A 24,055-nucleotide genomic window follows, 5' to 3' on the forward strand; every position below is an offset into this window, starting at 1 on the left:
TCGGACCAGCACCCAGCGACCGCCGACCAGTACTCACCAACCACCGACCAACCCCAAACGGTCACCGACCGTCGCCCGAAAAACACCGGTGGACGGGAGCAGTTCAACACTCGCTTCGTGTTCCTTATGGCCGCGATCGGTTCCGCAGTCGGCCTCGGAAACATCTGGCGGTTCCCCTACGTGGCCTACGACAACGGCGGTGGAGCCTTCCTCATTCCCTACCTCGTTGCCCTCCTGACCGCCGGTATCCCCCTGCTCTGGTTCTACTTTGCCGTGGGCCACCGCTATCGGGCTTCCGCACCTTTGGCCTACCGCCGCATCAACCGCAGCGGAGAGTTTATCGGCTGGATCAAGGTGGGCGTGGCCTTCTTCATCACGCTTTATTACGCGGCGATCGTCGCGTGGGCGGCGCTCTACGCGGTCAAGTCCGTTTCCAAAGCGTGGGGTTCGGACCCATCCACTTACCTCATGTCGGACTTCCTGCAGGTGGACAAGACCCACACCTTCAGCACGAACTACGTTGTCCCCATCCTCATAACAATGGTGCTCGTGTGGATCCTCACAACCGTCACCCTCGCTACCGATGTGAACAAGGGCATCGGGAAAGTCACCAGCGTCTTCGTTCCGCTGCTGGTGGTGTTGTTCGTCGTCATTGTGATCCGGGCGCTCTTTCTGGACGGCGCGTCCACCGGCTTGGAGGCCTTCTTCCACCCGAACTGGTCCGCCCTGAAAGACACTGGCGTGTGGATTTCTGCGTACGGCCAGATTTTCTTCTCCCTGTCCATCGGCTTCGGGATCATGACGACCTACGCCTCCTACCTCAAACCCCGCACCAACCTCACCGGCACCGGGATGGTCACCGCCTTTGCGAACTCCTCCTTCGAGGTTCTCGCCGGAATCGGTGTTTTCGCCGCACTCGGGTTTATGGCGAACCAGCAAGGAGTTGCCGTCAAGGACGTCGCCAGCAACGGGGTGGGACTGGCCTTCATCGCCTTCCCCACCATCATCAACGAGATGCCCCTCGGCGGCCTATTTGGTGTCCTCTTCTTCGTCTCGCTCTTCCTCGCGGGGATCACCTCCCTTATCTCGCTGATGGAAGTCGTGCTCTCCGCCGTCCGGGACAAACTCAACACCAGCCGCCGCACTACGGCCATCGCTCTCGGCACGATCATGGGCATCCTGTCGGTCGCCCTATTCGCAAGCACCAGCGGCCTCATTGCGCTAGACATTATGGACAAGTGGACCAACAACATCGGTATCGTCTGCGCCGCTATCCTCTCACTCGTCGCCACCGGGTGGGTGTTCAACCGCCGTCGCGAACTGCAGCAACACCTCAATGCCGTGTCCTCCGTCCGCGTGGGTGCAGTGTGGCAATTCTGCACCTTTATCCTCACCCCACTGGTGCTTCTCTACACCGTCATCAACGAGATCCGCGGCCTGCTGCGCGAACCCTACGAGGACTACGCCTCCGCCAGCCTCAGCTTGTACGGGTGGATGGTCATTGCCGTCATTGTTGTGGCTGCGATGGTGCTCAGCGTCATTCCTTTCCATCGCCAACAATCGGTTGATGGCGTCGTCGGATCCAATTACGGCGTACCCCAGCACGGGCGACCGGCAGATGAACCGAACCACCTGCTCCCCCAATCCACCACCGAGACCGCAGCGCAGAAAGAGTGATCATGACCGCCATAGCAATTGCCATGATGGCCCTATTCATTGTCGTCATTTGGGGTGGGCTTGTTGTCAGTAGCATTTTACTGGCCCGCACCTCTGATGATCAGACTGGTGAATTGGGAACCACCCCAGGAACGGACGACGCCTCACTAATCTAGTCGCCTCCCTGTCCCAAGGGACACAGCCCCGCCCCTCGCGGCGACATCACCGCCCCATCCCCAGAGGAATCGCTCTCCGGCCACTAAACGTCCCATCGCGGTTAACGGCGCCCAAAACTTTTAGGGCACAATGGACCCCGATGAACGCTAAAGACTCAGGCCGCGAATCCCACGCCGCCGGAGCCGAGGGACATCGGGATTTCGCCGATTTCCTGACCGGCTCGGAACCCAACAATTCCGCCGCCTCTCTCCCAGACGCCCCCAACCCGATCCCCTCCGATGCGTACCCAGCAGCCACGGAGGCAGCCCCCGCCGTTCCAGCGGGCATCCCCTCCGACACCGGCAGCGGGCCCAGCCACGAAAACCCCTCCACCGACACAGAGGAGCTCGTCGCCGCCTCCCTCACCGAGGATTCCGCTGAACCGGACGATGACACCCTGGAGAAGTCAGACGCCCACGGCCTCGGACCGGAGCTACGCGACCGTGCGGAGGTCATCGGCGCCGCCGGTCGATGGTTCGCCGGATGGTGCTTGCGTTTTCTCATCATCGCCATCGCGGGATACGTCTTCGCGATGGTGTGGAGCAAGCTGTGGGTCGGCATTCTGCCCGTGCTGCTGTCCATCATCGTCTGCACCGTCCTCTGGCCGGCGGTGCGCACCCTGCGCAGGGCAAAGCTACCTAACGCCCTGGCCGTGATCCTCACGATCCTCGGCTTCTTTGCCCTCATCGTCGGAGTGTTCACCTGGATCAGCACCACCGCCGTGGACCAGGGCAAGCAACTAGTGGACCAGGGAGTGGACGGGGTCCGCAAACTGCAGGAGTTCCTGCAAGGTCCTCCGTTCAACATCCAGGACCGCCAGCTCAACAACGCCGTGGACCAGGGCGTGACGTGGATTCAGGGCCGCAGCGGCATGATTGCCTCGCAGGTAGCGGCGGGCGCATCCGCAGCGACCTCCGTGGCCGTCACCCTTGTTGTGATGTTGGTGCTAACGTTCTTCTTCCTCAAGGACGGGGAGAAGTTCCTGCCCATGGTCCGGCGGGTGACCGGCCGGCGCGTGGGATGGCATCTTACGGAAGTTCTCACCCGCTGCTGGCAGACCCTCGGCGGCTTCATCCGCACCCAGGCGCTGGTCAGCTTCATCGACGCCTTCTTCATCGGCGGCGGGCTCGTCCTCCTCGGCGTGCCGCTTGCCGGCGCGCTGGCCGTGCTGACCTTCTTCGCCGGCTTCATCCCCATGGTCGGGGCCTTCGTCGCCGGCACCCTGTCCGTGCTCATCGCCCTGGTAGCCAACGACGTCACCACCGCGCTGCTGGTCCTCCTGCTCGTCGTGGCCGTTCAACAGCTCGAGGGCAACGTGCTGCAGCCCTGGCTGCAGGCCCGCGCGATGAACATTCACCCCGTTATCGTGCTCCTCTCCGTCACTATCGGCGGCACCCTCTTCGGCATCATTGGAGCCTTCCTCGCCGTGCCCGCCGCCGCGATGATCACCGTGGTCCTGCGCTACCTGGGTGATCTCACCGATCTATCCACCGGCGAGCGCACCACGAAGGACATCAATTTCGTCACCACCGCCGGGACCCTGTCCGGAGCCCAAAGCGAGCAGGCCGCCAAACGATGGCAAGCGCGCCGATCCACTTCGGGCGCGGGAAATTCTAAAGAGATAGGCGGTTTCGCCAGCCTCCTCAGCCATCGGCGGGACAACTCCAAGTAACATTGCCTCCCATGTCAGCTACGTCTCACTCTCGCCGAGGTGCCGCCCACGGGTCCGTTTCCCGTCGCGGACCCGCCGGGGAAAGTGTACGCGGCAAGCTCTTCCCCGTGTGGGCGCCCGTGTTGGTCATGCTCGCCGTGATCATTACGGGGGTGGTGCTGGCGTGGAACACCGGGCAGACGCCGACCGCCTATTTCGTGATCTTCGCCGTCGCCGCGCTGGCCTGCACCCTGTTGGTGGAACCACGCGGGCTCTTCCTCACCGTGGCCGCGCTGCCCTTGTACTTCTTTCTGGGATCCGTGGCCATCGGCATCATCGTGTCTTCCGGCTCCAAACGCGCGGTCGGCGGCAAGACGGGGGTGGTCATGGCCACCTATCCCGCGATCGTCCACTATTTGTGGCTGCTGTTCCCGTTGTTGCTGTGCATTCTTCTGGCATGGGCGCGGTGGTGGCTATACCGCGATAATTTGGCTCGACGCCAACACCGAGAGCGCGTCGCCCGGCAGCGCACAAAGGAAGCTAACTCCGCCAATGAGGAGAATGCTCGTCGCGTCCGGCACCGCCGGGAGGGTGCACGGGAGCCGCTGAACGCCTCCGCCGAAAAACCCCTGCGCGTTGCCCGGATACGCGAGGCCCAGTCCTCCCGGGAGACTACTGAGGCACCGGAACGTCGACTGCGAGCGAACCGGGATGCCCGGCGCAGCGGCCTCGGGACCGGCTCGGCGCCGAGCCGACAGTCCAGTCGGCGTGACAGTGCGGGAGCTACGGCGGTTCGCCGACCACGGCACGAGATGCCGGAGCGCGAATCGGGCGAGAGGCACGCGCGGGACCAGCAACCCCGAAGGAACAACCGCTCCGCCCACACCCGACACGATCCCGAGGAGAACACTGGTAGGCACTCCAGGGGGGTCGGCCGCTCTGCGCGGGACGCGGCACGGCGCCCTCACTCTGGGCGCTCCGCCGAGGAGTCGGCGAACCGTAGTTCTGGGGGAACGCGCTCGGTGAGTTTCTCTTATGACAGCGCCGCTTCAAGTAGAACCGCAGCGTCCCGGGGTGGCTCCGAGGATTCCGCCGCATCGGCTCCCTACCGGCGGACCACCCCGCTGTCCGCCTACACCGGGGTAGAACCGGCCACGACTCGTCCCACGTTCCCCATCCCGGAGCCCAAACCGGTCGCAGAGCAGCGCGCGGGCCGGGCTGGTGAATCCGAATCCCACGCCGTGCGCGCGCAGCGAACTGAATCCGAGTTGCCCCGGCCACTGAGCCAATATCCCGCACAGCGTCGGCGCTCCCCCCGGCATTACGTGGACTAAACTCCTCGGCCTGAAGGGGCCGTGTAACTCTCACGTGTCGGAGCTGGTGCTATCGTTCCTGCCCCGGGCAGTTACTGCGTGTTGCAGGGGTTGTCGTTCGCGGCCCGGGAGGTCCGGGCCGGGCGCAACTCGCGGGGAAGGGAGAAGATCAACTCCTCCGTGGCTGTCGTGACTTCCTCGACGGTGTCGAAGCCCTGCTCGGCCAGCAGCTCCAGAACCCCGCGAACAAGGATCTCCGGTACGGAGGCACCAGAAGTGACCCCCACGGAATCCACCCCCTCCAACCAGGCCAGATCCACCTGATTGGCGTAGTCCACCAGGTACGACCGGTCGGCGCCGTACTGCTCGGCGACCTCCACCAATCGGCGGGAGTTGGAGGAATTCTGGGATCCCACAACGATGAGCAACTGCACCTTGGGAGCAATGGCCTTGACCGCTACCTGGCGATTCTGGGTGGCGTAGCAGATGTCATCGGACGGCGGATCCTGGATGTGGGGGTACTTTTCCCGCAGCATCCGTACGGTCTCCATCGTCTCGTCCACGGACAACGTGGTCTGGGATAGCCAAATGAGTTTCGTGTCCGGGGGAAAGTCCAGTGCGTCCACATCCTCCTGCCCATCCACGAGGTGCACCACATCCGGGGCCTCCCCCGCAGTCCCCTCCACCTCTTCGTGGCCGTGGTGGCCGATGAGAACGATCTGGTAGCCCTGCTTCGAGAAACGCGTGACCTCGTGGTGCACTTTCGTCACGAGCGGGCAGGTGGCGTCGAACGTCCGAAGTTCCAGAGCCTTGGCCTGGGCGCGCACCGCAGGAGAGACACCGTGGGCGGAAAACACCACATTGGCCCCCCGAGGAATTTCGTCGGCCTCGTCGACGAAAATAACCCCCTCTTCCTCGAGCGTCTTGACGACGTGCTTGTTGTGCACAATTTCCTTGCGCACATACAGCGGTGCTCCGTGCTTCTCCAGGGCCTTCTCCACGGTCTCCACGGCTCGGTCCACGCCCGCGCAGTAACCGCGCGGTGCTGCGAGGTACACCTTCTTCGTGCCTGGGGACGTCCCGGAATCGGTCATGGTGGGCGAAGTCATGCGCCCATCGTAACCGACGGGCAACCTGCCCCAGAGCGCCGTGCAGCCAGCGATGTCCCGGGGCCCCTTTACACTGGGTCATTATGACAGCATCCGCATCGTCAGCCGCGGGTTCGGGGGGCCCCGCAGGTTCGAACAAACCAGCCGGACCCCCCAACAGTGCTGATTCCCCCTGGCCGGTCACGCAAGTCAACGGCAAGATCAAGAAGTGGATCGAGCGCCTGGGCTTCCTGTGGGTCGAGGGACAGATCACCCAGGTCAACTACAAGAACACGTGGAAGCTGTCCTACATCACGCTGCGGGATGTGGACCGGGAAGAATCCGTTCCCGTGACCGTCAGCTCCAGCACGCTGCGGAACATGAGTACGCCGCCGAAAAACGGCGATCGTGTCATCGTGTACGGCAAACCCGCCTTCTACGCGGGACGGGGCAGCTTCTCTCTCTGGGTCACGGAAATCCGCCACGTCGGAGTGGGGGAACTACTGGCGAGGATCGAACGGCTCAAGCACGCCCTGGGCGCAGAAGGGCTGTTCGACGACCGGATAAAGAGCCAACTGCCCTTCTTACCTCGCCGGGTGGGGCTCATCACCGGGCGCGGTTCTGCCGCCGAACGAGATGTGCTCAGCGTGGCCCGGGATCGTTGGAAGAACGTCCAGTTCTTGGTGGTCAACACGGCAGTACAGGGTCCCAATACGGTTCCGGAAGTTACCGCAGCCCTCGCCCAACTAGATCAGGACCCCGAGGTGGACGTCATTATCGTCGCCCGCGGGGGCGGCTCCGTGGAGGACCTCCTGCCCTTCTCCGAAGAAGCGCTCATCCGGTGCGTATCCGGACTGAAAACACCCGTCGTCTCCGCCATCGGGCACGAACCGGATAACCCATTGCTGGATTACGTGGCCGACCTTCGCGCGGCCACGCCGACGGACGCGGCTAAGCGGGTCGTCCCAGATGTGCGAGCAGAACGGCAGTTGCTTCTGGAACTGCGCGACCGATCCGCCGGGGCGCTCACTGGGTGGGTGCGCAACGAACGCCAGCACCTGGCCACCATCCGCTCCCGACCCGTACTCGCGGATCCCCTCCTGCCCGTCACCCAGCAACGGGAGCTCATCAGCACTGCCGCTGGACGCATGGACCGGGCTCTCCAGCTCGCGGTTCGCGAACGGCGCGCAGAGATCAGCCACCTGAAGTCGCGAGTCAATGCGCTAGGGCCCGCGCAGACCCTCGCCCGCGGTTACGCCGTAATGCAAGTAGTCCCTCGCGACGGCAGCGGGCCCCAAGTGGTCACGACCATTGACGAAGTCTCCCCCGGAAGCCAACTGCGGATCCGGGTGCAGGACGGCTCCATCACTGCGGCTGCCATGGCGGTCAATCCCGCCCACGGTGCCACGCCAGATGGGCCACATGCGCCAGAGGAGACATCCTCCCCGCCGAGTCGGACCTAACCCGATCACTGCCGAATCGCACACCCCCACCCCTGATACCCGAAGAAGGAGCTAACCGATGAGCCTAGAGCAAACACAGCAGAAATTCCGCCCGGTGGAAGAGATGACCTACGAGCAGGCGCGCGACGAACTCGTCGAAGTAGTCAAGATCCTGGAACTCGGGCAGATGAGCTTGGACGAGTCGCTCAACTACTGGGAGCGCGGGGAAAAGCTGGCCGCCTACTGCGAGACCTACCTGGATGGCGCTGCCTCCCGCATCCGCTCTGCCCTGGAGAAGCGAGAGGAGCGAAGTGGGGGAACGGAGAACTCGGGGACCGAGGAGCGGCGGGCCGCCTCCCAATCTTGAGGCCCGCCGATTGGTGCTACTCCTCCCCCCCTTGGTTCTGCTCCCCCCGCCCGCGGATGTGAGCCCTAGCCGCGCTTGATCGGCTGGGCTTCCATGACCTTCGTTGCTGCCGTTTCGAAATCCCTGTCCGGCGCCATGCCCTCCAGAATGAGCCGGACATCCTTGACGTCCGCGACCCAGATTGGTCGCACATCGTGGCCCGTGAATACGTGCCATTGCACCCCGCCGACCTTTCGTATGCCAGCCGGCTCCCGGTGGGAGTTGTCCGGCTCGGTGGCCTTGTCGAAGGGGGCATCGGTCTGCGTCAGGGACATGTAGGACTTGCCGTCGATCACCCACCCCACCAGGCTCGACACGCTCTGCCCCACCTGTACCCGGCGCGCGCTGTTCGGCACCCAATTGTCGGGCATTTGCGGGTTTCGGATCGGGAACTGTAGCCCCGCAGCATCCATCTGCAGCAGGGTATCAACGTCCACCCGCTGCGCGGTGCCAGAACGGTCCGCACCCCCAGGGTGAAAAGAGCACAAACCGGTGAATCCGATGCTGAGGAACATCACGACCAGCAGGACCCCAAGGGAAAGGGCAATGTCCTTCGTGCCCTGGAAGGCGCGGGGCTTTTGAATACGCACGGGAGCCATTATCTCAAACCCCCCACCGCCGCGCCTTCTCCCCCCTTCTGATTCACGCTTTCGTATTCCCAGCGTTAAGAAGGTACCGCAGCGGCTAAGAAGATGGAACAATCAGTAGTAGAAGCTTTTTAGCTCGCGAAACGACCCACAACGTCGGCGGCTGAGCAAGGGCTACACACTCACGAGCTGCGGTTTTGTGCCGCTCCTCCCGCCCCATCGAGGGGGTGTTCGAAACCCCGCGCTCGGACCCGGCGTCCCAAATGAAAAGAGTTGGTAGAACAAATGACCGTCGACGAATCGACCTCCGGAGTCTCCCCCACCCCAGGCCCCAACCCCCAGACCCCGGACCGTAACCTCGCTATGGAGCTGGTGCGCGTCACAGAGGCTGCCGCGCTGGCCTCCGGCAAGTGGGTTGGACGTGGACAGAAGGAAGCCGGAGATGGCGCCGCTGTGGACGCCATGCGACAAATGATCAACTCCGTAGACATGGATGGTGTGGTCGTCATCGGGGAGGGTGAAAAGGACGAAGCCCCCATGCTCTACAACGGTGAAAAAGTCGGCACGGGCAACGGCCCTGCCGTGGACATCGCCGTGGACCCGGTGGACGGCACCACCCTCATGGCCGAGGGCCGCCCCAACGCCATCGCTGTAATCGCCGCCGCAGAACGCGGCTCCATGTACGACCCCTCTGCGGTGTTCTACATGTCCAAGATCGCCGTTGGGCCGGAGGCCGTGGGCGTGGTGGACATCGAGGCCCCCGTCCGCCACAACATCCATGCCGTAGCCAAGGCAAAGGGCGTTGTGCCCGGGGACATCACCGTCGTCGTCCTCGACCGCCCGCGCCACAACGACTTGATCCGGGACATCCGCGAGGCCGGTGCTAAGGTGCGCCTCATCGGCGATGGCGACGTGGCCGGTGCCGTGGCTGCAGCGCAACCAAATTCCACCAACTCCGTGGACATCATGATGGGCATCGGAGGCACCCCGGAGGGCGTCATCACCGCCGCGGCCATGAAGTGCATGGGCGGGGAGATCCAGGGAAAGTTGTGGCCAAAGGACGACGAAGAGCGACAGAAGGCACTCGACGCCGGACACGATCTGAATAAGGTGCTCACTACGAGTGACCTCATCAACTCCGAGCATTGCTACTTCGTCGCTACCGGTGTGACGAACGGCGACATGGTGCGCGGCGTCTCCTACCGCCGGGAATCCGCGACCACCCGCTCCCTTGTCATGCGCTCCCGCTCCGGCACTATCCGGTTCGTTGAATCCCAACACCAGCTGAGCAAGCTGCAGCAGTACTCGGTGCTGGACTACACCCGCAGCTGACCGGCCTGGCCGAAAAAACCCTCCCCAACGCGAAAGGCAACCCCATGACCGACCAGGAATACCGCATCGAACACGACACGATGGGCGAAGTGAAGGTGCCCGCCAACGCGCTCTGGCGTGCGCAGACCCAGCGCGCCGTAGAGAACTTCCCCATCTCCGGCCGCGGTCTGGAGGCAACTCAGATCCGCGCCATGGGCCTGCTTAAGGCCGCGTGCGCCACCGTGAACATGGAGCGCGGACTGCTCAACGAGGACAAGGGCAACGCGATCATCGCCGCTGCCAAGGAAATCGCCGAGAACAAGCACGATGCTGAGTTCCCCATTGACGTGTTCCAGACCGGGTCTGGCACCTCCTCTAACATGAACACCAACGAGGTCATTGCCTCCCTGGCCAGGAACAAAGGCGTGGAAGTGCACCCGAACGATGACGTGAACATGGGCCAGTCCTCCAACGACACCTTCCCCACCGCGACCCACGTCGCCGCCACGGAGGCCGCCGTAAAGGACCTCATTCCGGGGCTGAGGGAATTGCACACCTCCCTGCTGAACAAGGCCAAAGAATGGGAGCGGGTGGTCAAGTCCGGCCGCACCCACCTCATGGACGCGGTGCCCGTCACCCTGGGCCAGGAGTTTTCGGGTTACGCTCGCCAGATCGAGGCGGGGATTGAGCGCGTGGAGGCCACCTTGCCCCGTCTTGGTGAGCTGCCGATCGGCGGCACCGCCGTGGGTACCGGCCTGAACACCCCCGCCGACTTCGGGGCAAAGGTCACCGAGGAGCTCAAAAACCTCACCGGCGTGAGCGAGCTGCGGGAATGCGTGAACCACTTCGAAGCGCAGGCCAACCGCGACGGCCTGGTGGAGTTCTCCGGCGCGATGCGCACCATCGCCGTATCGCTGAACAAGATCGCCAACGATATCCGCTGGATGGGTTCCGGCCCGCTGACCGGCCTCGGCGAGATTCACCTGCCTGACCTGCAGCCGGGTTCCTCTATCATGCCGGGCAAGGTCAACCCCGTGCTGTGCGAGACTGCAACCCAGGTTGCCGCTCAGGTGGTGGGCAACGACGCTGCCGTCGCATTTGGCGGGGCCCAGGGGGCCTTCGAGCTCAACGTCTTCATCCCCGTCATGGCCCGCAACGTCCTGGAATCCGCGCGCCTGCTGGCCAACACGGCGCGGGTCTTCGCCGCCCGCCTCGTCGACGGCATCGAGCCGAACACGGAGCGGATGCGAACCCTTGCGGAATCCTCCCCCTCCATCGTGACCCCGCTGAACTCCGCCATCGGCTACGAATCTGCGGCGAAGGTCGCGAAGACGGCACTGAAGGAGGGCAAGACCATCCGCCAGACCGTGCTGGACATGGGCTTCGTCCCGGACAAGCTCAGCGAGGAGGAGCTGGACAAGCGCCTGGACGTGCTGGCGATGGCCAACACCGACCGCGATAAGTAACGGGCCCGTCCTGTTCATCTTTTCCGTCCACCGCGCGGTGGGCGGTTTTTTATGTCTTCTTATTGCGGACGCCAACCCACCCCCGCCACCCACATCTTTGCATTGCGTGCAATTATGCACACGTGGTAAATTTGCCTACCGTGAGCGACATTTCTGAATCACCCACCACCCCGGGCGACGCCGATCCGCCATCCATGGGCTTGCGGGAGCGCAAGCGCCAGGCGACCCGGCTGTGCATCGAGGACACGGCTACCCGCCTATTCCTCGAGCACTCCTTCGATCAGGTCACCCTGGACGAAATCTGCGCCGACGCCGGGGTGAGCCGCAGAACCTTCTTCAACTACTTCTCCTCCAAAGACCACGTCGCCACCGGCTCGCTTCCTCCACCACTCGACGAACCTGCCTTCGAGTACGTGGCCAAGCTCAACCCGCAGCCAGACGCTGCGGGCGGTGCGCAGCGGGACGCCTTCTTCGCGGAGCTGTTGAACTTCACCGGCTCCCTCCGCGCAAAGCATAGCGCCACTGAGGAAATATGCGCGCTAAACCCGGAGTTGAGCAAGGCTGTAGCGCAGCGACGGGCAAAGATCATGCTGCACAACCCGACGCTCGCCGCCGCGAAACTCGGCACCTACGAACAGCTCCGCTCCCGGCTGCGGGACGCAGTGGCCAGCAACCTCAAGGCCTACCCCAACCACCGCGTCACTCCTGCGGACCCCGGGGCGGAGCCTTTGTCCCTCGACGATCAGGCGCTCTGCATCGTCTCGGCGATCACCTCGGCGTTGTGGACTTCCTCCATCCTCGCCACCCAGGAGGGTCGTCCCGTCACCCTCAACCGGATCCATGCCACGACCGCCGCCCTTGCGCAGGTGTACCGCGGTTGCGCGAGCTCCAGCACTCCCCCAAGGAAAGGACACCACACCCCATGACCCAAGCCCCTTCCTCCGCAGCCACCCCGGCCAGCGCTGCACCCACCCCGGCCAGCGCAGCCGCTGCGCCTGCGTCCAACAAGGCCTCCCCCCGTGCCGCCGCTAGCGGAAAGACCAACAGTCGCGCCACCAAACGCGGCGCCGAGGCCAACCCGCACAACAACGTTCCCCTCATCGTTGGCTGCCTCATGCTGGGCATGCTGCTCTCGGCGTTGGGGCAGATGATCTTCGCCACCGCGCTGCCCACCCTCGTCGGTGAACTGGGAGGGGTGGACCAAATGAGCTGGGTCATCACGATCTTCCTGCTCGCCATGACCATCTCCATGCCCATCTACGGCAAGATCGGCGACCAGGTGGGCCGGAAGCCGCTGTACCTCTTCGCCATTAGCGTGTTCCTGGTCGGCTCCGTCGTCGGCGCCACCGCACAGAGCATGACCACGATGATCGTGGCCCGTGGCATTCAGGGCCTCGGTGGCGGCGGGCTCATGGTGCTGTCCCAGGCGATCATGGCGGATGTTGTCCCCTCCCGCGAGCGCGGCCGCTACATGGGCGTGATGGGTGCCGTCTTCGGCCTGGCCTCCGTCATGGGCCCCCTCCTCGGCGGCTTCTTCACGGACGGGCCCGGTTGGCGTTGGGCACTGTGGTTCAACCTGCCGCTGGGACTGCTGGCCCTGCTATCCACGGCCTTTGCCCTGCACCTGCCGAAGCGGCGCTCCGGCGGCCGTCCCGATATCCTCGGCACCATCATCATGGCCATCGGCACCTCCGCGATCATTCTCACCGCGACCTGGGGTGGACGGCAGCACGCCTGGAACTCCCCCACGATCATCAGCCTCATCGCGGTGGCGATCGTCGCCACCATTGCCTTCGTCTTCGTCGAGCGCGCGGCGTCCAACCCGATCATCCCCATGCAGCTGTTCACGGTACGCAACTTCGTTCTCACCACTACGGCAGGGCTCATCGTGGGCATCGCCATGTTCGGCACGCTTGGATACCTGCCCACCTACATCCAGATGACGCACGGCATGTCCCCCACCGCCGCTGGTCTGATGATGATCCCGATGATGGGCGGGATGATTCTCACGTCTGTCGTTGTTGGTCGGTACGTAACCCGGACGGGCAACTACAAGTGGTTCCCGGTCATCGGCTCCGTCATTGTGGCCGGCGCGCTGGTGCTCATCGGTCACATGACTGCGGACGCCAGCCTTCTCCACCTCGGCCTCGTCCTCGCCATGTATGGACTGGGGCTGGGCATGATCATGCAGCTCCTGGTACTTATCGTGCAGAACAGCTTCCCCATCTCCATGGTGGGCACGGCCACCGCGTCCAACAACTTCTTCCGCCAGATCGGCGGAGCGCTGGGCGCGGCGATCGTGGGCTCCATCTTCACCCACCGGTTGACCGACTTGCTAGCCCAGCGATTGCCGGAAGCCCTGGCCAGCATGGGCCCGATGGCGAAGCCGTTCGCGGAGGGCTTCCGGCACGGCAGCTTGGGCAGCCTCACCCCGAGCACAGTGGACAAACTGCCGGATGCCCTCAACCATGCCGTGGTCACCAGCTACAACGACGCGCTAGTTCCAGTCATCGGGGCCATCGCCCCGGCGCTCATACTGGCTGCCATGATCCTGAGCCTGGTTCGACACGAGAGCCTTAAGGAACGGGTGGAGTAACCCCTCCCCCTAAGTTGTCGGCTGCTCCCCCACCCCACTCCCCCCAGGACACGCCAAAAGGCCGGGTCCCTGGGGTGCTCTTTTGTCCCGGCGGCGCTGGGGTAGCTGCCGTCCTCAAAAGAAGGACGGCAGCTACCGTTCATGCGAGAGGAGAGAAAAGACCGGACCCGGTCTTAGGAGGGGAAAACGGCGATTTACAGGGCGCCGAAGATCTTGCCGATCGTACCGAGGATCGTCTTCACGATCTCAACGGCGAAGTGCAGAGCGTCGGTGTCGAAGTAACCGGGGAAGGGGGTCTGACCAGTAGGCATGAGAAACAGTGTCCTTTCGGGAGAATATTGGGAGAGAAAAGGGATCTGTGGGGCTACCGCAGAAGGCTGGGTGGCGCGGGCTTAGGCGGCCGGGCCGATGGTGATGATGGAGTCGGCGTTGTTGTAGTCAGTCCATGCAGCCAGCGGGGGAACCGTCTTGCACTGCAGAACGCAGGATTCGTCGACTTTGTTGGGGCGACCGTCGCGGCCCACATCGTCGGCCGAGTACACCGCAGGAGCAGCTACAACTTTTTCTCCTTCACTAGCCCGGGTAGGGATAGAAACTCGAAGGTTGATGTTGAGCTTTCCATCATCGGTAGCCTTGTAGGTCTGCCAAGTGTAGACCCCCCAATCCTTACCGGAGCCAGCTTCTCGCAGAGTGATGCGTACGGTGTAGAACTTCCCGGGAGCAAAACCAGTTGCGGTAGATTGCACCCGGGCATAGCGTTCGCCACCTTCGTTGAGATGCCCCGGAACACGAGCGGGGATGGAATGATCACCGTCAGTATCGTCCGTGAAGGAGACGGAGGGGATCTCGCCTTCAGAGTGGCCCGGGTCGACCGGGGACTCGATGACCTGGGTGGGGTCCCACCAGGGGCGACCATCGCCAAAGGTGGAGGAGGACGGGACGGAGGAACCGGAGGACTGTGCTGCCGCAGTTCCTGCACCGCCAACTACGGCGGCTAGAGCAAGGGCAATGCCTGCTGCGCGAGTTGCTGTACGCTTCACGTTTTCGAATCCTTTTCGGAAGTGAACCGCCGCGAGTGGTGGGCGGCGGTGATCAATGCGGATGTGTTCTTCTGGGGGGGGGAAGCCACCGGGGGCCATGGGGGGAGGACGGGAGGACCCGGGGGCTTTGATGCGTCGTACGGTCGGTGAACGACGGCTTGCTAGACGATGCCGGCAGCGAAGCCGAGCATGGCCTTGATGGCCTCGATGAGGGAGGGGCCGACCTCCTGGAACCAGTGGAAGACCGGGATCGGGTCATGCGGCGGATCCAGGGGGTACTTGGCGTTGGGATCGGTATCTGCACCCATGTGCGGGAACTCCTTGTTCGTGTTTTGTGTTGTGTACGCGGTGAAGCCGGGAGGGAAAACCTTGCCACCAAAAAAGAGTGCCGCGCACGCCGTGGCGCGCGGCCGTGGGCTGAAAGGGGTCGGGAGACTAGCCGACCAGCGCGGTGACGAGACCCAGGATGGCGGAAGCCAGGCCGGATAGGGACTCGACGGAACCGGTGACATTGTCAGCGGTGATCTCGGAGGACAGGGCCTCAGCGGAACCCTGCGGCTTCTCGTCGGTGGTCGGCTGCTCGACGCCGGAGACCGGGGAGGTCGGAGCGGTCTCAGCTGCAGAAGCCGTAGCAACGGTGACCGGAGCGGCAATGGCGGTGGCCAGCATGCCAGCAGCAGCGAAACGACGGAAGGAAACAGTACGGGTAGACATGTGACTCCTTGAGAGATGGATTTTCTGCAATGTTCGAGGAACCTGTAACGGAATGAGTTTCCGCATCGTTCCCATGGTTCGGTGATGTTATTACATACACCCGGGGGATGCAGGGGGAGGTTTTGTCTGATCCAACACAGATCACTCCAAGGTGTGATACTCCTCTCAATTGTGCCACAATGGGAACTGCAGACCTGTGCAGAAATAGGCCCCAAACTGGGGAAACATAACATTTCAATCGATTCGCAAACTTATATATTTAAGTGCAATCGGATTGCAATCCTTTGAAGTAGGCTGTGCAGGGGTGCCAGTGAGTTGCCAAACCGGGTCAAGAGCCCCTTTGCCAAGGGGCCTTTTGAGGGGCCCTCTGGGGAATGTTTGAACATGGTTCGGCGGGATGGATGAGGCTGCGCAGCGGGCCGGGGGGCAGACGAGGTGGCGAGGGCTTGACTAGTCCTCGGGGGAGCAAGGCGCTAGCGTCTGACGGCGCTAGTGGGTGAAAGCCCCTGGTTGGGCTGGGCCCGGGGATGGAGCGTCCAGGCTCTCCAGATAGTCGACCTCCGTCTCGAAATCACGGAGCGGTTTGGATGCCAAGTCGCGGTTAAACCGGTTACGCACAACGATGCGCTGTACCGTCAGCCCGCCCTATTCGTCTGGCATGGGATAAGCGGGCACGAGCCAGCCCTTGATCCTCAGGCGCTCCGAGAGGTCGTTCAGGTTTTAGTGCCGTGGCTCCTCCGTGAGATACCACGCGAAAACGGGGATGTCCCCGCCGTCGTTCGACAACTTGAACTGCGGCATCCGGCCGATCTCCGCGGCCAGGTAGCGGGCCACGTCCTGCGAGTACGACTACACCTTGCGGTAACCCTCAAACCCCAAACGCACGAACAAGTAGTACTGCAGAAGCACCTGGCTGCCAGGCCGGGATAGACCAGACCGTACTTGTGCCCAAACGGGGAGATAGAGGCCACTCGGTCCACCCCGGAAGTCCCACTCCAACCCGGCTTGGAGGACGGAGGCGACCATCGCGCCGGAGGCACCGTCGACGCGGATGGGGATGTCCCAGCCGCGCTCGGTTTCGATGGCGTCCGAAACATCGGCAATCTGCACCACCGGCTCATACATGCCGGTGTCTGTCACCCCCATGATCGCGACCACACCGATCGTGTTCTCGTCGACGTAGGCATCGAGGTCGTGACCGTCAAGGACTTGGTGCTCCATTGAGATCGGCACGTAGCGGGGTTCCACTTCGAAGTGATTGCAACTTGTAGCGGCGCGTTCCGATCTCGGCGGTTTGGGGGTACTCGTTTTTGTCGATCATGTTCTCGCCGTCAGTCTCTAGGTAGAGCCGACGGGCGCGATCGCCCATCCACGTGCTGACGAACGTCGCTAGATTTAGCCGCGCGTTTCCATCGAGCATGGCCACGTCGTGCACGAGCTGGTAGGCCGTTTGCGGATCCGTTTCACCGCTGGGAATTTCAAACTTGTCGAGCGGAAGGCGCGAACCGTGCCGAGCCGCCAAGGGATTGACGTCAATTTGATCCTGCGCGTCGTCATTGTTGGAATGGGGAATGCCCTGGGGTCTGGGAGCGGTTGTTCTAGGTTTTCCCGGCTACGTCAGTAATGGCGGATCTCCTGTGGGTGTTTCAGGGGGCCTCTTGCTCCCGGGAGGGGTGGGCGGGCCCGCCACCCAGAATATGCTCCATTTTGAGCAGGTCGCGCCACATTCCCTTCTTTGACCCGTACTCCATCTGCGCCATGCGGTGCAACACGCCAACTTCCTCGAAACCGCGGGACTTGTGCAGCTTCACGGATCCCGTGTTCTCCGGGAAGATGGAGGAATGCAGGGCCCAGTAACCCTGTGCGGTGGCGGCGTCCATAAGCGCGTCGAGCAGACGCCCGGCGATGCCCTTACCCAGCGCGTCCTTGGCCACGTAGATGGAATCTTCGACCACGCCGTGAAAGACGTGGCGATGGCTGGAGGGGGAGGCGGAGACCCACCCGAGAATCTTGGCGTTATCGTCTTCCGCGACGAAGGTGAGGCTGGGGATCCGGTTGGCGATGAACTCCGGCCAATCGGGTGCGGTCCCTTCGAAGGTGGCCTCCCCGGTATCCATGCCTTGCTGCAGGATCTCCCGGACCTGCGGGTAATCCGTCTCGTCCATGGCCCGGATGGCCACATTGCCAATGCGGTCAATGGGGGCAGCGTGGGTGACCTTCCGATCTGCGCCGCCGTCGCCGCTCGGGGTGCCTTCGTGTGCAGAAGCCATGAAGGAATTGTGCCCTATCCGCCGGAGTGGCCGCTACCCTGCCACCACCTTCGGCAGTTCACGGGCGAACCTCAACGAGTTGGAAACACCGGACGGTGGTGGGCAATGACGGAGCCACCCGACGGGCGGCCCTCCCCCGGGGATGGCTATCCGTTCTCCAACAGGTTGGTGACCAATTCGGCGATGGCGGAACGCTCAGATCGCTTGAGAGTCACGTGGGCAAACAGCGGGTTGCCCTTCAGTTTTTCGATGACCGCTTGAATCCCGTCGTGGCGGCCGACCCGCAAGTTGTCGCGTTGGGCCACGTCATGGGTGAGGACAACGCGGGAGTTACGGCCGAGTCGCGACAGGACGGTAAGCAGCACGTTGCGCTCGAGGGACTGGGCCTCGTCCACGATGACGAAGCTATCGTTCAAGCTGCGACCACGGATATGGGTTAGCGGGAGCACCTCTAGGATGTTTCGGGAATCCACTTCCTCCAGAACGTTGTCGCTGACCACCCCCTCCAAGGTGTCGTAAACCGCCTGCGCCCAGGGGTTCATCTTCTCCGTCTCGCTGCCCGGCAGGTACCCCAGGTTCTGCCCACCCACCGCATACAGAGGGCGGAACACAACGATCCGCTTATGCTGACGCCGTTCCAGGACGGCCTCCAATCCAGCGCATAGGGCGAGGGCAGATTTGCCGGTACCCGCGCTGCCGCCGAGCGAGACAATCCCCACCTCGTTGTCGAGCAGAAGGTCTAAGGCCACGCGCTGTTGGGCGCTGCGTCCCCGAATGCCGAATGCCTCCAGGTCCGTAGGGATCTGCTGAACCATCCCGTCGGCGGTGACGCGTGCAAGAACGGATTGACTGCCGGCGGTGAGCTGCAGGCCACAGTGCACGGGCAGCTCGTCGATTTCCTGACCGTCCACGCTGACCACGCCGGTGAGGTCGGCCTCGCCCTCCTCGTAGATCTCGTCGATCACTTCAGAGGGCACCTCAGCCCGGGCCATGCCGCTGTACCCGGTGAACACCACGTCTTGGGCGTGGTACTCATCGGCGGGCAAGCCCACCGCCCCGGCTTTCACACGCAAGGGGACGTCCTTCGTCACCAGGGTGACCGCATGCCCCTCCATTTGCAGGTTGAGAGCACAGGCCAGGATGCGGTGGTCATTCTCGGTCGAGCGCAACCCAGCAGGAAGAACTGCGGGGTTGACGTGATTCAGCTCTACCTGGACGGTGCCGCCCTGGGCATTGACGAGGCACGGCTGATCCAGCCGCCCGTGGGTGTGCCGAACGTCCTCCAGCAGGCGCAGAGCCTGGCGGGCAAACCACCCGAGCTCTGGGTGATGGCGCTTGGCTTCCAACTCGCTGACCACCACGACGGGAAGGATGATGGAGTGCTCGGCGAACTTCGTCAGGGCCCACGGGTCCGACAGGAGAACGGACGTATCAATGATGTAGGTTCGGGTCCCGCTTGCGCCGTCCGTGTAATCCGGGGCCGTGTTGTCGGGTTGATGGGTACTGGTGGTGAGCATCATGCGGGCTGCCTGCTCCTTCGAGCGTTAGAAGTATCCTCTGCTAGGCTCGCAGGTCAGCCGCGCAACTGGCCGACCTTGGCCTGTCCACGCCGTCGTCGTGCCAAGTCCTTCATGCCGCGGCGCGTACCCCCAAGCTAAGCCGCCGGGTCAAAAATTACATGGGTGTCAGATGAACGTTCCGTGAATAGCCACCCCACCTTTCCCGATTGCCACACCCGCACTGCTGCAGGTCCGGTTCACCAACCCTTCGCCCGTGCTGCCACCGTGCAGCCCTTACCGCCTTGCCCCCGCCACACCTAAGCAGCGCCACACCTTCTCTCCCCCCCCTCCCTACTTCCTCTCCCCTCAGAAACGGCGAACCCCCTCCGCGTGGACCTGACGCGCACTTTGGCGACTGGACGACGGGGAAGGGGCAAGCGATGTCGAGCTGTAGCCGGTGCTACATCTTCTCAACATTGGCGGAGTACTCACCGTTGCCGTCATCGGCCCAGGTGATCTTGCCGTTCTGGAACATCTGGGTCCAGCCGCTCATGGCATTGCCTTCCTCGGGCGCGGTGGGTAGACCCAGTTCGCTGTCTAGGGCCCCTTCGTCGGCCCAGGTCTCACCGATCTTCCCGATCAGGGGCACAGCGCCGGTCTCCTTAGAGTAAGTCATCCAGCCCTTATCGAAGCTGGCAAGGGTTTTACCATCCTTCTCATCGACGCTCTTCAGGGCACCGAATTCACCGGACTCCCGACCGGCGTTCTCCCATGCGGCGTCGATGTCCTTGGGGAGCTGCACGGACTGCCCGTCGGCAGTCTTAGCCTCCACCATTTCTGCACCGTCCGGCATGCCGGACTCGGAAGAGTTCATCTCGTCAGCCGCTGAGCCAGCGGCTGAGGTGGCATCATCTGCTACAGATCCCGCCGCAGAGGTGGCATCGTTGGCGGCGTCCTCCGTCTCAGAACAGGCTGCCACGCCAAGGGTAAGGGCCGCACCTGCTGCTACAGCAACAGCTGCGCGGCGGGTGGTGTGGAGGTAGGAATTACGAATAGTCATATGGTTCTCGGTCCTTTCACCGTTTTTGAACGTCTGGCCTTATGTCGGCGGGAACGCAAACCAACCGTGTACGGTGGGCCGACCCGCTTCCTTCGCAACGCAAAAGATCGGGCGACCGTGGAGTTGCGCTCGACCATCCCAGGCCTTCCCTCGTTTCTACCAGAACACGGCAGTCCTGGGGACAACTCCTGCCTACGAGATGCAACTGTCCGGCCTGTCCGCCGCCTGACGATGCACAGAATCGGCCAATGCCCCCCTCTTAAACCGTCCGCCCCGGACGGGACGTTGAGCAGCGGGTAACCGCGCCTCTCCCACCCTCCCCCAGGCGCCTTCTGGCACCTAGCAACTCGTCAGCGAGAACTTCCCTCCCTACGCCCCCGGCAAATGCCAACGAACTGCTGAATCACTTCATCATCCCTGTCTGTGCGCCACACCAGTGCAACCTGGGTGCCGGGAATGCCGGCCGCCTGGGTGTCCCCGCCTACATCGCAATGGGCCACCCCGCGATAGTTGAGCCCGCGCAGCAGGGGCCGCGGCGCGATCGCGATTCCCGCCCCGGTGGACACAATCGCCAGCGCAGAACGCACCGCTGCAGGCTCGACTTCCCCTTCGACCGGCGTGCGGTACAGCACCACCTCTTGCTCGACATCCTCGAGCGTTACCTCCCGCATGACAGCAATGGGGTGGTCGGTACTTGCGGCCACCCCGATGGCTTCCTCGTACAGCCGGACCATGTGGTGTTCTTCCTTGGAGACGCCCGCAACCGGAAGCCGAGCGATAGCTACGTCGGCGCTACCAGCTTCCACGGCGGACAGGGGATGGTCGAGCCTGGCGGATGCGATCGCCCAGCCGGGGGTGCGCTGGTCGAAGCGGGTGAACCATTTGTCCGGTGCGACTCCCGGGCTGAATACGACTTTGAGATAGGACCGGGGACGGCCCCGCCTCCCTCGGGGGGTCTTGGCTGGGGGCTGGGCTGCGGCAGGGGTGGACACGCGGTTCATCCTAACTGTGGCCGGCAGTTGGGCTTCTTCCGAGCTGCCACCCGCAGCACCCCGAGGTACGGCGCGGCATCCGCCCGGCTCCCCTCAGCTTCCTCCCTGAGCCGTGCACTTGGTGGCTCGATGCTCGCGGCCAGCCCGCCGCGCCTGGCTAGACTAGCGGCATGTCTGCGAACGAAAACGCTAATACGCCCCAGGGTTCCACCACTGGGCCCCTGGGCCAGCCCCATCACGCCGAGGAAAAGACGACGAACCCCAACGAGGGCGCTCAGCCCTCGCAGCGGGAGGTCTCGGGCGAATCCTCCACGCCCGGAGAGGAGGAAGACCCCGCCAGAATCGGCTCTTCCAGCACTTCTCGCCGCCCGGCCGGCTCTGGTGGCCCGCTGATGAAGCCGATCACTGCGGCAAAGAAGCTCGGCGTGTACTTGCCGGCCACGCCTGAAGACTTTCAATCAGCCGGTTTGGCCCATGAGCAGTTCGTTCAGCTCCAGCAGGATCCTCCGGAATGGCTACAGGAGTTGCGCCGTCACGGCCCCCATCCGCGGCCGGAGGTCGCGCGCAAGCTCGGCATTACCATCACCGCGTTGAAGAAGAACGGGATGGACAAACCGTTCACTACGGAAGAGATCAAGGAGCTTCTTGCCAACCAACCGGAGTGGTTGAGTGAGGCTCGGCAGAGCTTGGCAGCAGAGCGCGACGGAGCCCCTTCCACCGGGGAGGACGACGAGGCGACCTGAGAGGCGTCGGACCCCACCGAATAGCCGATGCCGCCGGACAATCAAGCCTGTGGACAAAGGTAGCGGGCTGGATAGAGAGCACTCCATCCAGCCCGCTGCAGCTTGTCAGTGCAGTGACTGCAAGCCGTGTGATCCCCAGGTGACGAGCCCGTGATCACGGGGATGCCCAACCCTCGACGTGGGTGACGAGTCCACCGGGGCGCTCCCCTCTTCCCGACGACCGGATGCCTTGGAGGGCTCAGGTCTACCGGTGGCGAAGGAGTACGGCATCCAACCAGGTTTCACCGCAATCGCGGTGCAACCAGTGCGACGACATTCGCCGCCGCAAAGTTCCATCGCATGTCTCCACCTCGCCGGAGGTAACGACCTCGCCCCGCCCAGGTGAGGAGATGCGCGGGCGGCTCGAGGGGCGTACACGGGAGAAGAGCGACCGTGTAACCGGCGGAGAAACGGCGAGATGCAACTCAACTGAATGCACCGTTGCGGCCATTCCACAACTGCAGTGCGCCCCAGGTGGCTAGCCCGGAACACATGAGCAAGGTTAGCCATACCTCACCTAACAAGTCAATATTAACGCCACATTTTTGTTTCCAAATTTGTAAACGCGCAAGTAGATGCCTGCATTCCGAGCCTGGAGAGCGTTTTTTAAATCACACCCGGGCCGGTAGTATGAGCTACGAGTACCTGGCAGTTCGCTGCCCGCATTCTGGCCCGCCCCCACACGGAATCCATGCTGGCAGCAGCTCCACCAACTTTTTCGATCCCCCTGTAGAGGGAGCCGAGAGGAACTAATGAAGAACTACTTGCCTCGCAATATCTTCGACGACGAGCACAACATGTTCCGCGAGACGGTCCGGGACTTCGTCGAGGCGGAGATCCGCCCCAACGTGGACCGCTGGCATGAGCAGGGCTACGTAGACCGCGAGATGTTCAAAAAGGCCGGCGAAATGGGCCTCCTCGGCATCATGGCTCCGGAGCAGTACGGCGGCGGCGGGATGCCGGACTACCGCTTCAATGCCGTTCTCACCGAAGAACTGGCAGCGGCCGATTCCGGCTCCGTGATCGTGAGCATCCAGACGATTAACGACCTGGTCATCCCCTACCTGGACCGCTTCGCCAACGACGAGCAGAAGGAGCGGTTCCTCAAGCCTCTGTGTCAGGGCGACAAGATCGCGGCACTGGCGCTCACCGAGCCCGGTGCTGGCGCGGACCTCGCGGGGATCCGCACCTTCGCCCGCAAGCAGGAGGACGGCAGCTACCTGCTCAATGGTGCGAAGACATTCATCTCCAACGGTGTGCAGGCGGACTTCACCCTTGTCATTACCGTCACCGACCCCTCCAAGGGCCGGGCTGGCGTGTCCATGGTGATCGTGGAAGACGGCATGGAGGGCTACACCAAGAACGGCCCGCTGAAGAAGGTCGGACTGAAGTCCCAGGACACTGCAGAGCTGTCCTTCCAGGACGTGCGGATCCCGCCGGAGAACCTGCTTGGCCAGGAAGGCGCAGCCTTCGAGTACGTGCGCACCAACCTCGCCCAGGAGCGCCTGTGCATCGCTGTGGGCTCCATCGCTACCTCCCGCCGCGCCTTCGACCTGGTCTACAAGCACTCCCAGGAGCGCGAGACCTTCGGCAACCGCCTTGTGGATCACCAGGCCTACCGCTGGGAGCTGGCTAAACTCGCCATCGACATTCAGGCCTCCCAGTCCTTCGTGGACGCCGCCATCATGGCGAAGGTCAACGGGACTCTCGACGAGGTCACCGGTGCCATGGCCAAGTACCAGACCACCGAGCTCCAGGTGGAAGTGGTCAACCGCGCCCTGCAGCTCCACGGTGGCTACGGCTTCATGCTGGAGTACCCGATCGCTACGCACTACCTGGATACGCGCGTCCAGCCGATCTACGGCGGCCCGAACGAGATCATGCTGGAGATCATCTCCCGCAAGCTCGCCAAGGGCGATCGCGCGAAGAAGCCGCTGACCGCGTAACGGCACTCAGCTCGGCTTGG

Annotated in this window: 21 protein-coding genes and 1 pseudogene; 12 read left to right on the forward strand and 10 right to left on the reverse strand. The window is 63.3% G+C overall.

Annotated elements, in window-relative coordinates; translation table 11 throughout:
- Positions 1–126: 126 nt before the first annotated feature.
- The 4 genes from CHEID_RS07385 to CHEID_RS07400 all read left to right on the forward strand — a co-directional run bounded on the left by CHEID_RS07385 (position 127) and on the right by CHEID_RS07400 (position 4,857).
- A complete protein-coding gene (locus tag CHEID_RS07385; RefSeq protein ID WP_238599227.1) occupies positions 127–1,677 on the forward strand; it encodes a sodium-dependent transporter in 1,551 nt (516 codons plus the stop codon).
- Between the two features lie 2 nt (positions 1,678–1,679).
- Positions 1,680–1,832, forward strand: a complete 153-nt coding sequence (gene metS / locus CHEID_RS07390) for a methionine/alanine import NSS transporter subunit MetS (protein WP_112768782.1) — start codon at positions 1,680–1,682, stop codon at positions 1,830–1,832.
- Between the two features lie 140 nt (positions 1,833–1,972).
- Positions 1,973–3,544 (forward strand): AI-2E family transporter, encoded by a 1,572-nt coding sequence (locus tag CHEID_RS07395; protein WP_112768783.1) that lies wholly within the window; start codon positions 1,973–1,975, stop codon positions 3,542–3,544.
- A gap of 11 nt (positions 3,545–3,555) precedes the next feature.
- Positions 3,556–4,857: a DUF6542 domain-containing protein gene (locus CHEID_RS07400; RefSeq protein ID WP_146743815.1), complete on the forward strand. Its 1,302-nt coding sequence runs from the start codon at positions 3,556–3,558 to the stop codon at positions 4,855–4,857.
- A 71-nt stretch (positions 4,858–4,928) separates the two neighbouring features.
- On the opposite strand, the gene CHEID_RS07405 is transcribed toward CHEID_RS07400, so the two are convergent.
- A complete protein-coding gene (locus CHEID_RS07405; RefSeq protein WP_112768785.1) occupies positions 4,929–5,945 on the reverse strand; it encodes a 4-hydroxy-3-methylbut-2-enyl diphosphate reductase in 1,017 nt (338 codons plus the stop codon).
- A gap of 83 nt (positions 5,946–6,028) precedes the next feature.
- Here CHEID_RS07405 and xseA point away from each other — a divergent pair, with 83 nt between their 5' ends.
- Positions 6,029–7,387 carry an exodeoxyribonuclease VII large subunit gene (gene xseA, locus CHEID_RS07410; protein WP_273661039.1) on the forward strand — a complete coding sequence of 453 codons (1,359 nt, stop codon included), beginning with the start codon at positions 6,029–6,031 and terminating at the stop codon, positions 7,385–7,387.
- Positions 7,388–7,445: 58 nt separating this feature from the next.
- Positions 7,446–7,733: an exodeoxyribonuclease VII small subunit gene (locus CHEID_RS07415; RefSeq protein ID WP_112768787.1), complete on the forward strand. Its 288-nt coding sequence runs from the start codon at positions 7,446–7,448 to the stop codon at positions 7,731–7,733.
- Positions 7,734–7,798: 65 nt separating this feature from the next.
- On the opposite strand, the gene CHEID_RS07420 is transcribed toward CHEID_RS07415, so the two are convergent.
- Positions 7,799–8,371 (reverse strand): DUF4245 domain-containing protein, encoded by a 573-nt coding sequence (locus CHEID_RS07420; RefSeq protein ID WP_112768788.1) that lies wholly within the window; start codon positions 8,369–8,371, stop codon positions 7,799–7,801.
- Positions 8,372–8,644: 273 nt separating this feature from the next.
- On the opposite strand from CHEID_RS07420, the gene glpX reads away from it, so the two are divergent.
- The 4 genes from glpX (at position 8,645) to CHEID_RS07440 (ending at position 13,732) form a co-directional block, all read left to right on the forward strand.
- Complete coding sequence (gene glpX, locus CHEID_RS07425; protein WP_273661040.1) at positions 8,645–9,691, forward strand: class II fructose-bisphosphatase; 1,047 nt, start codon at positions 8,645–8,647, stop codon at positions 9,689–9,691.
- Between the two features lie 44 nt (positions 9,692–9,735).
- Complete coding sequence (locus tag CHEID_RS07430) at positions 9,736–11,136, forward strand: class II fumarate hydratase (protein ID WP_112770253.1); 1,401 nt, start codon at positions 9,736–9,738, stop codon at positions 11,134–11,136.
- A 140-nt stretch (positions 11,137–11,276) separates the two neighbouring features.
- Complete coding sequence (locus CHEID_RS07435) at positions 11,277–12,062, forward strand: TetR/AcrR family transcriptional regulator (RefSeq protein WP_238599425.1); 786 nt, start codon at positions 11,277–11,279, stop codon at positions 12,060–12,062.
- On the forward strand, positions 12,059–13,732 hold the full coding sequence (locus CHEID_RS07440) for an MDR family MFS transporter (protein WP_112770254.1): 1,674 nt from the start codon (positions 12,059–12,061) through the stop codon (positions 13,730–13,732). The genes CHEID_RS07435 and CHEID_RS07440 overlap by 4 nt, the downstream gene beginning before the upstream one ends.
- Positions 13,733–14,124: 392 nt before the next feature.
- On the opposite strand, the gene CHEID_RS07445 is transcribed toward CHEID_RS07440, so the two are convergent.
- From CHEID_RS07445 to CHEID_RS07480, 8 genes and pseudogenes are all read right to left on the reverse strand, one after another.
- On the reverse strand, positions 14,125–14,772 hold the full coding sequence (locus CHEID_RS07445) for a hypothetical protein (protein WP_112770255.1): 648 nt from the start codon (positions 14,770–14,772) through the stop codon (positions 14,125–14,127).
- A 161-nt stretch (positions 14,773–14,933) separates the two neighbouring features.
- The gene (locus tag CHEID_RS07450) at positions 14,934–15,080 is read right to left on the reverse strand and encodes a hypothetical protein (protein WP_165841710.1); all 147 of its coding nucleotides are present in this window, start codon (positions 15,078–15,080) and stop codon (positions 14,934–14,936) included.
- Between the two features lie 127 nt (positions 15,081–15,207).
- Positions 15,208–15,486: a hypothetical protein gene (locus CHEID_RS07455; protein ID WP_112770296.1), complete on the reverse strand. Its 279-nt coding sequence runs from the start codon at positions 15,484–15,486 to the stop codon at positions 15,208–15,210.
- A 489-nt stretch (positions 15,487–15,975) separates the two neighbouring features.
- Positions 15,976–17,059 (reverse strand): annotated as a pseudogene (locus CHEID_RS07460) (pyridoxal-dependent decarboxylase).
- A gap of 73 nt (positions 17,060–17,132) precedes the next feature.
- Positions 17,133–17,756 carry a GNAT family N-acetyltransferase gene (locus tag CHEID_RS07465; protein ID WP_112770297.1) on the reverse strand — a complete coding sequence of 208 codons (624 nt, stop codon included), beginning with the start codon at positions 17,754–17,756 and terminating at the stop codon, positions 17,133–17,135.
- A gap of 146 nt (positions 17,757–17,902) precedes the next feature.
- Complete coding sequence (locus CHEID_RS07470; protein WP_420536402.1) at positions 17,903–19,273, reverse strand: PhoH family protein; 1,371 nt, start codon at positions 19,271–19,273, stop codon at positions 17,903–17,905.
- A gap of 442 nt (positions 19,274–19,715) precedes the next feature.
- Positions 19,716–20,315: an LGFP repeat-containing protein gene (locus CHEID_RS07475; protein ID WP_112770040.1), complete on the reverse strand. Its 600-nt coding sequence runs from the start codon at positions 20,313–20,315 to the stop codon at positions 19,716–19,718.
- Positions 20,316–20,665: 350 nt separating this feature from the next.
- Positions 20,666–21,307 (reverse strand): LysR substrate-binding domain-containing protein, encoded by a 642-nt coding sequence (locus CHEID_RS07480; protein ID WP_238599389.1) that lies wholly within the window; start codon positions 21,305–21,307, stop codon positions 20,666–20,668.
- Positions 21,308–21,699: 392 nt separating this feature from the next.
- Here CHEID_RS07480 and CHEID_RS07485 point away from each other — a divergent pair, with 392 nt between their 5' ends.
- The gene (locus tag CHEID_RS07485; protein ID WP_112770043.1) at positions 21,700–22,050 is read left to right on the forward strand and encodes a DUF5997 family protein; all 351 of its coding nucleotides are present in this window, start codon (positions 21,700–21,702) and stop codon (positions 22,048–22,050) included.
- Between the two features lie 791 nt (positions 22,051–22,841).
- Positions 22,842–24,035, forward strand: a complete 1,194-nt coding sequence (locus tag CHEID_RS07490; protein ID WP_112770038.1) for an acyl-CoA dehydrogenase family protein — start codon at positions 22,842–22,844, stop codon at positions 24,033–24,035.
- The last annotated feature ends 20 nt before the right edge of the window (positions 24,036–24,055 follow it).

The sequence above is a fragment of the Corynebacterium heidelbergense genome (assembly GCF_028609845.1).
GTDB classification, from domain to species: domain Bacteria; phylum Actinomycetota; class Actinomycetes; order Mycobacteriales; family Mycobacteriaceae; genus Corynebacterium; species Corynebacterium heidelbergense.